The 11,536-nt window shown below is 51.3% G+C and carries 13 protein-coding genes, 1 tRNA gene and 2 pseudogenes; 9 read left to right on the plus strand and 7 right to left on the minus strand.

The genetic code is table 11. The features are described 5' to 3' along the window. Positions 1 to 257: MBL fold metallo-hydrolase (locus tag METMK1DRAFT_RS10585; RefSeq protein ID WP_048087840.1), on the plus strand; the 257-nt coding region annotated here is incomplete at its 5' end. A 67-nt stretch (positions 258 to 324) separates the two neighbouring features. Here the strand turns inward: METMK1DRAFT_RS10585 and METMK1DRAFT_RS19710 are convergent. The 6 genes and pseudogenes from METMK1DRAFT_RS19710 to METMK1DRAFT_RS10610 all read right to left on the minus strand — a co-directional run bounded on the left by METMK1DRAFT_RS19710 (position 325) and on the right by METMK1DRAFT_RS10610 (position 3,461). Beyond that, positions 325 to 521: pseudogene (locus tag METMK1DRAFT_RS19710) on the minus strand (hypothetical protein). A gap of 287 nt (positions 522 to 808) precedes the next feature. Next, positions 809 to 1,813 (minus strand): annotated as a pseudogene (locus METMK1DRAFT_RS20125) (IS701 family transposase). 235 nt (positions 1,814 to 2,048) lie between these two features. Further along, entirely contained in the window at positions 2,049 to 2,264 is a 216-nt protein-coding gene (locus METMK1DRAFT_RS10595; protein WP_048087841.1) for a hypothetical protein, read from the minus strand. A 100-nt stretch (positions 2,265 to 2,364) separates the two neighbouring features. Next, complete coding sequence (locus tag METMK1DRAFT_RS10600) at positions 2,365 to 2,811, minus strand: nucleotidyltransferase domain-containing protein (protein ID WP_048087842.1); 447 nt, start codon at positions 2,809 to 2,811, stop codon at positions 2,365 to 2,367. After that, positions 2,774 to 3,202, minus strand: a complete 429-nt coding sequence (locus tag METMK1DRAFT_RS10605) for a HEPN domain-containing protein (RefSeq protein ID WP_009073868.1) — start codon at positions 3,200 to 3,202, stop codon at positions 2,774 to 2,776. Before METMK1DRAFT_RS10605 ends, METMK1DRAFT_RS10600 begins: the two co-directional genes overlap by 38 nt. Before the next feature lie 79 nt (positions 3,203 to 3,281). Beyond that, a complete protein-coding gene (locus tag METMK1DRAFT_RS10610; protein ID WP_009073870.1) occupies positions 3,282 to 3,461 on the minus strand; it encodes a hypothetical protein in 180 nt (59 codons plus the stop codon). A gap of 184 nt (positions 3,462 to 3,645) precedes the next feature. Between METMK1DRAFT_RS10610 and METMK1DRAFT_RS10615 the strand changes: the two genes are divergently transcribed. The 7 genes from METMK1DRAFT_RS10615 (at position 3,646) to METMK1DRAFT_RS10645 (ending at position 8,292) form a co-directional block, all read left to right on the plus strand. Next, positions 3,646 to 4,695, plus strand: coding sequence for an extracellular solute-binding protein (locus METMK1DRAFT_RS10615; protein ID WP_009073873.1), 1,050 nt, complete (start codon positions 3,646 to 3,648; stop codon positions 4,693 to 4,695). Next, entirely contained in the window at positions 4,692 to 5,471 is a 780-nt protein-coding gene (locus tag METMK1DRAFT_RS10620; RefSeq protein WP_009073875.1) for an ABC transporter permease, read from the plus strand. The genes METMK1DRAFT_RS10615 and METMK1DRAFT_RS10620 overlap by 4 nt, the downstream gene beginning before the upstream one ends. Positions 5,472 to 5,639: 168 nt before the next feature. Continuing rightward, positions 5,640 to 5,858: an IS5 family transposase gene (locus tag METMK1DRAFT_RS10625; RefSeq protein ID WP_009073877.1), complete on the plus strand. Its 219-nt coding sequence runs from the start codon at positions 5,640 to 5,642 to the stop codon at positions 5,856 to 5,858. 93 nt (positions 5,859 to 5,951) lie between these two features. Next, a complete protein-coding gene (locus METMK1DRAFT_RS10630; RefSeq protein WP_009073879.1) occupies positions 5,952 to 6,728 on the plus strand; it encodes a translation initiation factor IF-2 subunit alpha in 777 nt (258 codons plus the stop codon). Next, on the plus strand, positions 6,725 to 6,883 hold the full coding sequence (locus METMK1DRAFT_RS10635; protein ID WP_009073881.1) for an RNA-protein complex protein Nop10: 159 nt from the start codon (positions 6,725 to 6,727) through the stop codon (positions 6,881 to 6,883). The genes METMK1DRAFT_RS10630 and METMK1DRAFT_RS10635 overlap by 4 nt, the downstream gene beginning before the upstream one ends. Positions 6,884 to 7,008: 125 nt before the next feature. Next, on the plus strand, positions 7,009 to 7,533 hold the full coding sequence (locus METMK1DRAFT_RS15710) for a hypothetical protein (protein WP_009073883.1): 525 nt from the start codon (positions 7,009 to 7,011) through the stop codon (positions 7,531 to 7,533). Positions 7,534 to 8,206: 673 nt separating this feature from the next. Beyond that, a tRNA-Ile gene (locus METMK1DRAFT_RS10645) sits at positions 8,207 to 8,292 on the plus strand. Between the two features lie 317 nt (positions 8,293 to 8,609). Here the strand turns inward: METMK1DRAFT_RS10645 and METMK1DRAFT_RS19525 are convergent. Continuing rightward, positions 8,610 to 8,732: a hypothetical protein gene (locus METMK1DRAFT_RS19525; protein ID WP_281034114.1), complete on the minus strand. Its 123-nt coding sequence runs from the start codon at positions 8,730 to 8,732 to the stop codon at positions 8,610 to 8,612. Positions 8,733 to 8,861: 129 nt separating this feature from the next. Between METMK1DRAFT_RS19525 and METMK1DRAFT_RS10650 the strand changes: the two genes are divergently transcribed. Next, positions 8,862 to 11,075 carry an STT3 domain-containing protein gene (locus tag METMK1DRAFT_RS10650; RefSeq protein ID WP_009073889.1) on the plus strand — a complete coding sequence of 738 codons (2,214 nt, stop codon included), beginning with the start codon at positions 8,862 to 8,864 and terminating at the stop codon, positions 11,073 to 11,075. Positions 11,076 to 11,536: the final 461 nt, after the last annotated feature.

Raw genomic sequence — 11,536 nt, forward strand, 5'->3', positions numbered from 1 at the left:
TCATTGAGGGAGTGAACGTAATTTATACACCTGGACACACGTCGGACTCGGTCACCCTCCACCTACCCCACGAGAACGTAGTGATAGTGGGGGACATCCTTCAGGGTACCGGCTCTGGGCTGAGGCTACCTGTAATATATGAGGATAAGGATCAATTACTGGAGAGCGTGAGGCGAATAGCCTCACTCAATCCGCAGTTCGTATACGTGTCCCACGGTACGAGCGGGAAACCGAGGTGGCCGGACGAGATTAAATGAGCCTGACTAGGAAGGGAAGGTCGACGCCTCGCTTGATTCTTCCCTATGTCAGGATATGATGCAGTGTTTACCCGTGGCGTAACTTACCTTCTTTAACCACTTCTAAATATGCCACGGGCACCCCTCCTAAGGGATCATACACGGTCACCCTTAAGTAATTGGGGCTAGTCGAGGGAAACTTCAATACCCATCCAACTTCTCCCGTCCTCGTGAGCAGTGCCCGTCATCAGTTGGGAGATCGTCAAGAGAGAATTCTTGGGTAATACTACATGAACATGACCGACGTCAAAACGATATTTAGAAAATTGAAAATAACGAGTAGTTACGTGAAAGAGTTAAGTCTCTACTCGACGTAGATGGTTGATCTTCCTCATAACTTCAAAATTACTTGAAAATCTTTCGATGAAAAGACATTTACAGTGTAGTTCCTCCACCAGTCTGAGCTAACCATGAGGACGTAATTCAACGTTGGAGTACTATACACTGATCTAAGTAAAGACAGCAGTTATGGGACTTTAACGTAACTTAAGGATTTTCATCAGCCCAGGTAGTCAGCCTAAACGGCGCTCGAGAACCTGAGGAACGCGTCAACGCTCCCCAGGTTCAGCTCCCCCACCAGCTCCCTGACGACGTTGTTGATGGTGAAGATCGTGAGGTAGCCCTTAAGCCTGTCCCTCCTCCAGAAGGAGGAGTCCAAGGGCCTTGACGTCCCTTGGAGGTCCTCGATCTCCCACCTCCATCCTCCAGGCCTCCTCGACTTCCTCGCTGAGCGAGAGGTCGGTGGTGTAGAGGTACCTGGCCTGTGTCCCAGAGTCACGTTTATATTCCCGGACTAGCAACTTCACCGTAATCGCTTGGCCTCCCAGGGTCAGGTCGGCGTAGTAGACTCCGAGGGTCTCCCACTCGGAGGTGTCCCTCCACCTCCTCGAGGGTCCCCTGGACCGACTCGACCCTGAGTTCGGTTGGGCTTGAGCTCAGACACCACGTTGTCCCTCACGAGCTTCTCGGACCAGTACCACGAGTCGAAGAAGACCCTGGCTACCGGAAGCGCTCCTTGAGCACGTCCAACATCTGGCCAAGTCGATCTTGGTCTTGAACTCGGTAACCATCCCCAAATCCAACATCTTCCTCACGACGTAGGAGAAAGCCCCCACCATGAACGTCCTGCCCGTGGAGAGGTCCACTATGGCGACTGTGAGGAGCTTGGCCCTCTCGAACCTCCCGTGGGTGTGGCAGCAGATCCAGTAGTTCTCAGGGGCTCACGTCCTTCCCCCTGGAGCGTTGTGGTCCACGGTGTCGTCCACGATGACGGCCACCTGACCCTTCACCAGCCCCGACAGGACCTCCAGCCCCCACGCGTCGTCGAGTTCTCCCAACGTCTCCAGCAGGTTTGAGTAGTCCAACCCGAACGTCTCGGCCGCGTTCCTCACGCTGGCCCTCCCACCTACCAGGACCATGAGGACTAGCGCCAACCCGACCTTCCTGCTCCTCCCCTTCCTCCTCACCACGCCCAGCCTGTTGACCGCCTTGACCAGCCTCTCCCTAGCCAACTCGATCGGTCCCTTTCCGCACCTTTTCAGCAGGACGACGTCGAAAAATGAAAACTTCTCGCTAATACCGACTTCTTCGTATTACCTCCCTAAGATTCCCATAACTGTTGAACTAAGAAACCTCTCTCTTTCGTCATGGACCCCAACAGAGTGGCACCCTAAGGGGGTGTAACCGTTTGTCCCTACACTTTCATTTCACTCACAGCAGTTATCAGATTTCGCCTTGACTTCAAGGCTACACCTAACGAGAAATCCCATAACTGCTGTCACTCATTTTATCTTCAATCATGATGGAGTGTAGGAACTTAGCCCTCAACCACCTACCAGACTTCAAGGTAGGTGGGTCACGGGACTCCTTCGAGCCCAACAGCAAGGGACTCACATCTCTGCAATCTCTCCCACGCTTTTGGGCAGAGCCCACATCGAGTGAGAGTTCATCTTTTATCAAAAAGATCATAATAAATTGATATAAAAACATTTCTGTTGACATGGAAAAAGGATTCAACCAACTCGTGGAACCCTCGCCTTCGTGGCGTGGAGCTTTTTATATAAGGAGGTCAGATTTTCTCGTTAACCAGGAGGCACTTCCTCAGAGTCCTCCCGACTACGAACCTTCCGTACGGTAGTATTAGCACCGCCCCGTATTTCTCTACTTCCTTGCACCAGTTAACCAACTTGTCATATATCCCTATCTCGTCGTAGGTCACGCAAAAGGCTAACGAGACCCCCATCAGAACCGTACCCAGGGTCAGGTTTTCCTCAAACTCCCTCTCGGTCATGACCGTGGTGTCCAGGTAGATCCCGTTCTCTTTGACGAACCTTAACCTCTCTGGGCCCAAATCAATACGGCCTTCCGCTACTATCAGAACGTCCAGATCGGAGTCGTTCCTATACTTTCCTATCACCCTACTACCGAAGAAGACTATCGCCCTGACGCTTTTTTTTCTTAATAATTCCGTAGCTTTTCTAAATAATTCCATATTTTCTGAGGTAATTTTCTGCAATTTTAATCACGCTCTCCGAATACTCTATCCCTCTTCTACACATCTCCTCGGTCACGAACTCCTCAGGAGTGGTCACAGCGTTCCCGTTAAAGAAGGGATACCTGGAAACACTCCAAGCCCCAGAAAGGTAATCTAGTGCGTTTAGGACTTCATCTAAATCTCTTCCCAAATCCTGTAAATTGGACGCTACGTCGGCGATAATATCGTGCTCCTTCTTGTAAACTAACTTAAGTTCCAACATCGCCTTGGCACTCTTCTCAACGGACTGTTGAGCGTAAAAGAAGCACTGCGGGAAATCCCTGAGCTCCATGGCCCTCCTCGCCCTCTCCCCATCTCTCTTGGCCACCTCGTAAAACGCCCTAGCGTACTCCCTAAACTTGGGGGGTATCATACAGGATGTAAGGGACTGAACGTTTTAACTTTATAGCGAGTTATGAACCCTCCGAAGGAGGGACTATGACCGTTTATCCCTACACTTTCATTTCAATCATTTTATGTTCATTCATGATCGAGTGCAGGGACTTAGCCTTCAACCACCCACTTAAGGTAGGTGGGTCATGGGACTCCTTCGAGCCCAACGGCACGGGGCTCACATCTCTGCAATCACTCCCACCCTTTTGGGCATAGCCCACATCGGTGTGGGAGGTCATTATTTATCAACGAAAATTCGTTATAAACAGTCATAAAAAGATTTCTATTAACGGGAAAAAGGATTCAGCCCAACGGTGAATGAGATCCCTGCGGGAAAGCCCTAACCCTTAGGCAGATCTGGAGAAGATAATATTAACAAAGGGAAATATTTTTATTCCCCCATAATTAGAGTCACTGGGGAATATGAATAGGATTGTAATAGTTGCAATAATTGTACTCATAATAATAGGAGCGTTGGTGTACGTGGAGCTCAATTCAGGGAAGCACAGCGTGACCACCTCTCCCCCCTCGACTCAGCCCCTGTACATATGGGTTGCAGACGCCTACACCGTGGAGGCCCAACTCCTCGGCTCCTCTTTCCAGAACTCTACGGGAATACAGGTACCCGCGCCCAAGGGAGGAGGCTCCTTCGGGTTGGCTAGGGAGATCGCCTCTGAGGGAAGTAATGCCCAGGTCAGCGTCTTCATGCCCGTCGCCTTATCAGCTGCGTCTCCATCATACCTGGGGAACTATAGTTCCGGTTGGGCCATAGCCTTCGTGGCCGACCAGTTAACCATAGCCTATACAAACGCCAGCGTGAATAACCCCTACGCAGAGCAGGCCCTGAAGTTCGCTCAGGAGGGGGAGGCCGGGAACAACACAGTGTGGTACTACTTCTTCTCCGTGTTGAGCAGTGGGAAGGTCAAGGTGGGCATATCAAACCCCAACACTGACCCCGCCGGGTTCAGGGCCTGGATAACCCTGGAGCTAGCTGGTTACGAGTATGCGAACAACACTTACCTGTTCTACGACGACATGTTGAAGAACGGTGGGAACGTCACGGCGAGTAACGCAGCTCAGCTCGTATCACCCCTGGAGGCGGGCCAAATCAACTTCTTGTTCATATATAAGTCAGCAGCCATAGCTAAGGGCTTACAGTACGTTCAGTTGCCCCCCCAGGTGAACCAAGGGGATCCCAGCTACTCCTCGCTGTACTCCAAGTTCTCCTACAACCTCAGCACTGGGCCGGTCAGAGGCTCACCAATATACCTCTTCATCACCGTGCCCAAGAACACCAACGACCTGAATGAGTCCCTTCAGTTCGTGATTTACGTCGTGGAGCACTCCGACCTCCTAGATAAGTTCGGGCTGATGCCCCTGTCCCCTGCAATCCTCTTCAACTCCACTGCTGTACCTCCCCAGATAGCCTCATTACTCTCCCAGGGTAAACTGGTTGAAGGAGGTCCCCTTTGAACTGGGTCAAGGTAATATCAATTTTTTCCGTGATGTTGCTCTCCTCCCCGGTCATATTCATCCTGGTGGAGGGACTTGCGTCGAGGTCACCCCAAGCTTTCTCCCCATACTTCCTCGACGGGGTAGTCCTCTCTGTCGCCTCCTCAGTCACCGCCTCCCTGATCAACGTGTTGCTCTTCACCCCCTTAGCTTACTACCTCTCCAGGACGATGGACCCGATCACAGACACGCTAGCCGATGTACCTGCGTCGATCCCTCATCCCATAGTGGGGGTGGCACTGGTCTTCTTGGACGGGGACTACTCCCCCGTGGGCAGGTTCCTCCAGTCCTTGGGGATCAACTTCTTCGACACGTATCAGGGGCTGGTAGTGGCACTGGTCATAGTCTCAGCCCCCATATACGTGAGGGGAATGAAGTCCTACTTCGACGCCCTGCCCAGGTCCTACGAGAACTACGCCAGGACCCTGGGGGCCGGACCCCTGAGGACGTTCCTGGAGGTCGTGTTACCCCTTTCCCTGAAGGGAGTGGTGTCGTCGAGTTTGACCAGCATGAGCAGGGCCCTCAGCGAGTTCGGTTCCATAGCCATCATAGCCTACTACGTCCTGGGGTACCCCTTCAATGGGGTCTCCCCCGCCTCGGTGCAGATATACAACATGTATGGATATTACGGCCCGCAAGTGGCCATCTCAGCGTCAGCGGTGATGATAGCAGTGGGGTTATCCCTACTCCTCTTGATCAAGGTGATTGAGAGGTGGGTAAAGACGGGTGGAGGGTAGATGGGAGTACCAACCAACACACTGTTTGCCCCTACACTTTCATTTCAATCACAGCAGCTATGGGATTTTTCCTTAGTTAGCGCCCTGTAATCAAGGTAAAACAGCAGTTATGGGATTTCTCGTTAGGTGTAGCCTTGAAGTCAAGGCGAAATCTGATAACTGCTGAGGTTGGACTACGAACGTTGGAGGGACGAGAAGGACTACGGTCGGAGGTGGTTGACCAAGTCAATCCTCTCAGCGGCGAAGAGGAGGTCCAGAGAGGCAGTCAGGGCAACGAGCTTCGGGGGTCAGGCGCTCGAGGCCGTGTTCAAGTTCTGGGCCTACTCCTGGATGTGCCTGGTCAACCTGGTCGTGGGGAGGGCCCCAGGGGCAGAGGTCGAGGGGTGAGCCGTGAATTCGGGGAAAACCGGTCTCCCCTATTTCCTAGTACTCAACCCTGGAGAGGATAAAGATAAAAGTCGTCCTCCCCACCTTAATCCCATGATATATAACAGGTACCAACTACCTAAGGAAGGAGAGATCCTAGTGGCTACGGTGAAACAGGTCTTCGACTACGGGAGTTACGTTACCCTGGACGAGTACGGGGGGATACAGGCCTTCCTGCCCTGGAGCGAGATAAGCACCAGGTGGGTCAAGAACATAAGGGACGTGGTGAAGGAGGGTAGGAAGGTCATCGTCAAGGTCATACGTGTGGACAGGAAGAAGGGTACCGTGGACGTCTCCCTGAAGAAGGTTAACGATGATGACAGGAAGAAGAAGAACGTCCAATGGAAGAGGATACAGAAGACCGACAAGATCCTTGAGCTGGTGGCACAGAAGCTCAGGAAGAGCGAGAGGGAGGCCTGGGAACAGGTGGCCTGGAGACTGGAGGAGAGGTACGGTGACGTTTTTGAGGCGTTGCAGAGGGCCGTGAAGGAGGGGGAGAAGGTCTTGATCGACGCTGGAGTGCCCGAGATTTGGGTCAAACCCCTCGTGGAGGAGGCCTCAAAGCACAGCGAGGAGAGGAAGGTTAAGGAGAGCAAAGTCGTAATACTCAAGAGCTTCGACCCAGAGGGAGTCGAGAAGATAAGGAAGCTGGCTGAGGAACTTGAGGAAGGGGAAGAGGAGGTCAGGGTGTTCACCATCGGTGCACCGAGGTACAGGGTTGAGGTAGTCGGGGTTGACCCCAGGGTTGTGGCCCAGAGACTGGAGGAGGTGGTGGGGAAGTTGATGGAGAGGGCAAAAGAGGAGGGGGTGGAGGCTGAGCTGGCGAAATGAGGTTGCTCAGGAGATGTGAGAGGGACTGGACCTACACGCTGAGGGATAAGTGTCCCAAGTGTGGTGGGGAGACCGTGTCAGCTCACCCCCCCAGGTTCTCCCCAGAGGACAGGATGGTGAAGTACAGGCTCTTAGCTAGGGGGAAGAAGTGCTGAGGTAAGTCTCAGTTCAGTTAACTTGTGAGGTCTACGAAGTCACATGTTTACTTTTTAGCTGATATCCGTAAGATTTCCTAGAAAACTTTTTATAGATATAGCTCCAAGAGTGATGCAGACCTAAAATGAGAATCCTCAAGTCAAGGAGGGCAATCTCAGGTGCAGTAACGGCTCTAATACTTGTCATAGTCAGCGTAGCCTTAGCCTTGGCCGTGGCGGTCTTCGCCTTCGGCCTGTTCGGTAGCTTCGGCAACAGTGGTCAACTACAGATAACCTCAACACCTCTAGTGAACGTGGTAAAAACTTCCACCACAATTGGTAACAATCCTGTTTATAGTGTTACCGTGATCTTTAACGTTAAGAACGGAGGAGCTACACCGGCATCTCTCCAGTCCATCCAGGTAGCTGGTTACCTAAATAGTACTCCATTAGTATACTTAGGCTCTAAGCAAGCTACCGGCGGGATACCTGCGGGATATGCGGGAGAAGTTAACGTAACCTTTGAAAACACAACAGCGCTTCCATCTTCCTTAACATCACCAAATAACGTAGGCGGCTCTGTACAGATCAACATGGTGTTTACGCAAGGATCTTTATCGCCAACATTCACCCTACAAGGAATTCTGAATTCCACAAATACACAAAAATAAAATAAAGTTCTATTATCTCAAAAGCAGTATTCATCATTTTTTATTACTTTAGATCGGTAAGGATCATATTCGTTTTCTTCAAATAGTCTCGGGTTGTAAGTTACAGAACCTCCTTGGCTAGTCCTCTTGTCACCATTTCGCGGGAACAAGGTCACGTCTACGAGTCAAGCTTGAGCAGTATCTCGTACAGGAAGTTCTCATTTCAGATCGCCTTCACGAACTCGTCACGGGAGAGTTTAAGGAAAACTCACCAATTACGACTTTAGTGTTCAGGTCTTTATCCGATCCCGTGGGGTTAATTCACTTATACCGACACTCTGTTGACTTCCATTTTATCACCTTGGGAGTTGTAATGATTACCTTTTCTTGTACTCAGACTTCATCGATTTTTGTAAAAACTGATGGTAGGCTTCCTTTCAATAAGCTATAGAATTTTTGAGAAATGTAATGTGTAGCAGTAATGGGACTTACCCTTAAAGCAGTAATGGGACTTTCCCTTAGGTAGCGCCCTGTAATCAAGGTAAAATCTGATAATTGCTGACCCTTAAATATCGTCCTGTAATCAAGGCAAAAACTAATAACTGATGTAATGTGAAGATCCCTGAGAAAATTGAATAGTCAACGAAGCACCGAACCTAGTAAAACTTAAAACGTATATCCTCAAGTATTTCAGGGGCCCGTAGCTTAGCATGGCTAGAGCGCCCGGCTGATATCCCAACAGACACCGGGAGGTCGAGGGTTCAAATCCCTCCGGGCCCATCATGGATAGCGAGAAGACGCTACTTCAAAGGTTCAACTTTTTCGCGCTACTCAATCGTCAATTCGTGGTATCATGTAATTCTTGACGACGTCAACAATATATCAACCTAGAGCTAAAATTAATTTAGGCGCCTTGAGGACCAGAGCATTTCAAGGACAACCTGAATACTTCGACCTTCAGACCTGGAATCTCCGTAACTAGGAGTGAGAAAGTTGATCCAGAATCGTAGATCTCCCACAGGTCGAAGGAGAACTGTACTGCACCCTACCGTTTGTTCCTACGCTCTCATTTCACTCATTTTATGTTCAATCATGATTCAGTGTAGGGACTTAGCCCTCAACCACCTACTTACGGTAGGTGGGTCATGGGACTCCCTTGAGCCCAACGGCACGGGGCACTCATCCCAGATCTCTCCCACCCTTTTGGGCAGAGCCCACATCGAGTGAGAGTTCATCCCTTATCAACAAAAATTTATTATAAACAATACAAAAAGATTTCTATCAACGTGAAAAAGGATTCAGCCCTCAATTTCGATTAAGTTTAATTAACCCCTCCTCCCATGTCACCTATGCAGTCGTTCAGGGCCGTCTCCAAGGTCTTGAGGAACACAGTCCTCGACACCGTCCTAGTCCTGGGAGTCTCGATACTGTCCATTGCCATCAGGGGAGTCAGTGCCACTTACCCTCTCTCCATAAACGGCTTCGACTCTTGGTACCTCTTCTACAACGCCCTCCTCATAGCCCAGGCACACGGGAACTGGTACGCAGTCCCTCCAGACGTCCACGCCTGGTATCCCTTCGGTTACTTCATAGAACTCGGGGACACCATAGGCCTCCCCCTCATCTCAGCCCTCCTCTCCTTACCCTTCTACGCCAGCTACGGTCCAGATTCAGTGTACACAGTGGTCCTCTTCTTGGACATGGCCTTAGCGGGCCTGGGCGTCGTTGCGGCCTACCTCTCCGTGGAGTCCATAACCAAGAGCAGGGTTGGTGGGCTCATCTCGGCCTTAATAATTGCGGTCTCTCCTGCCCTCACCTACAAGAACCTGATTGGCGGTCTCCCCAAGACATCCTGGGGAGGCGTCTTCGTGCTCTTCACCATCTACCTCCTGAACTTGGCCATTGAGAGGAAGAAGCCTTGGTACGGTGCACTCGCCTCTATCCCACTCTTCCTCGCCGAGATATCCTGGGGAGGCTACACCTACATAGACGTGTCTTTGCTGGGGGCGGCCTTCGTCCTGATCCTAGTCAACAGGAACGACGAGGTCACCGCCAAGTCCTTCACACTCATGGCCCTATTCACGGCCTTCCTTACCTCCTTCGCCCCCAACAACATAGGGTTCATGTCGGGTTTAGCGCACGGCTTCAGCCTCATCCTTGTCTCCCTCCTACTATTCCTAGACCTCCACCTCAGGAGGGTGTTACCGAGGGAGCTACAACAGTCCAGGTCACTGCTCATAACGGCCTTTCTTCTCCTCTTGTTCGTCCTGGGAGTTGCGGGCCTCTCCGCCCTGGGCACCACGCCCATACCGGGGAGATATTACGCCATAATCGACCCCTTCTATCAGTTCACCGTACCCATAGACAGGACTGTGGCGGAGTACATCCCGCAACCCCTCACCTCCATGCTTACTGACTTCGGAGTCGCGATCTTCCTCTCCGTTGCAGGAATGTACTACATGCTCAGGAAGGGGAACCTGGCCGGTCTCTGGCTCCTCATCCTGGGAGTGGCCAGTGTATACGGGACCTCGGAACAGCCTTACCTTTTCAACTACACCGCCTACATGGTTGCTCCCCTGGCGGGGATAGGGGTTTACTTCCTCGTCTCAAGGCTCAGGGAGCAGAGGAACAGGGTAGCTCCCCTCCTCTTACTCCTGGTCGTGGGCATATCCCTGGTGGCAGACGCAGGTTCAGCGGTGATGGCCAGTAATACCCCCAACGCTATAGTCACGTCAGCCTCCCCCTATCCTGTTCCCAACTACGCCTGGGTGACGACTCTGGACTGGTTGAGGACGCAAACTCCCTCCCACGCCTTCGTGCTGAGCTGGTGGGACTACGGGTATTGGATAGAGGTCGTTGGGAACAAGACCGTAATAGACGAGAACAACACGCTCAACGATACTCAGATCAAGTTGATGGCCGAGATTTTCCTGAACAACGAGACATTTGCAGCCAAGGTCTTAGAGGACGACTTCCACGTCTACCCCTACGGTAGTCCCAACTACACGATCCCAACTTACATCGTCGCTTACGACGCGGTCACGATTTACAGGGGAGAGGCGTTCCTGGGCTACCCCACTGACCTAGGTGGCCAATTCCTGGGCTACACCTCAAGCCTGGGCGATATAGGGAAGGCCATGGGTGCAATGACTGTCATAGCTGGCTATCCAATACAGGACTACATAAACGAGACCCTCCTGAACCAGACGGAGAGTCAGATAGCCTCCCAGTTCTCCTCCTCTCCCCCGTTGGCACAACAGCTGGTCAACCTTGTAGCACAGTCGTTCCCCTTCGCCTGGACAAGTAGAGCCTATAACTCCCTCATCGTGAACATGTTCGTGGAGGGCCTCCAGGTACAGAACTACCCGGTGGTAGCCCCGTTCACCGAGACCCTCAGTACCACTGGGATCACCTTGGGCCAGACACTCCCGCCAGTCAGGATGGAGTACTTCCAGCCCGTGCAGATATCCATGTATCCCCTCTATGACAACAATCAATACCAGGTCTACATAATGGTTATAGTCTATCAGTTCGTTCAACCTGGAGCAGTGAGTCCTCAGTGAATCTCATCCAGAAGCAGTTATGGGATTTCTCGTTAGGTGTAGCCTTGAAGTCAAAGCGAAATCTAATAACTGCTGTCATCCCAGTATGTTTAATGGTAGGGATTTTTGAGATCGTTTCCCATAGAGAAAGGTTTCAAACAGGTGTTTACCCGTGGCGTAACTTCTCCTTTCATTTCTAATTGCACCACGGGCACCCTGCTGAGGGATCATACACAGTCACCCCCAGATCATTGGGGCTGGTCGAGGGAAACTTCAATACCCATTCCAATCACTCCTACCCTCGTGAGCAGTGCCCGTCATCAGTTAGGGAGATCATCAATAAAGTACTCAATGGCAATACCATATAAACATAACTCAAATCAAAACAATATTTATAAATTTAAAATGACGAATAGTTACGTAAAAGAGTTACAGTCTCGCGGTAGACCTTCACATCCCCGACTAGGACTACGAGGACTTAG

It is taken from the genome of Metallosphaera yellowstonensis MK1, from assembly GCF_000243315.1.
GTDB lineage: Archaea > Thermoproteota > Thermoprotei_A > Sulfolobales > Sulfolobaceae > Metallosphaera > Metallosphaera yellowstonensis.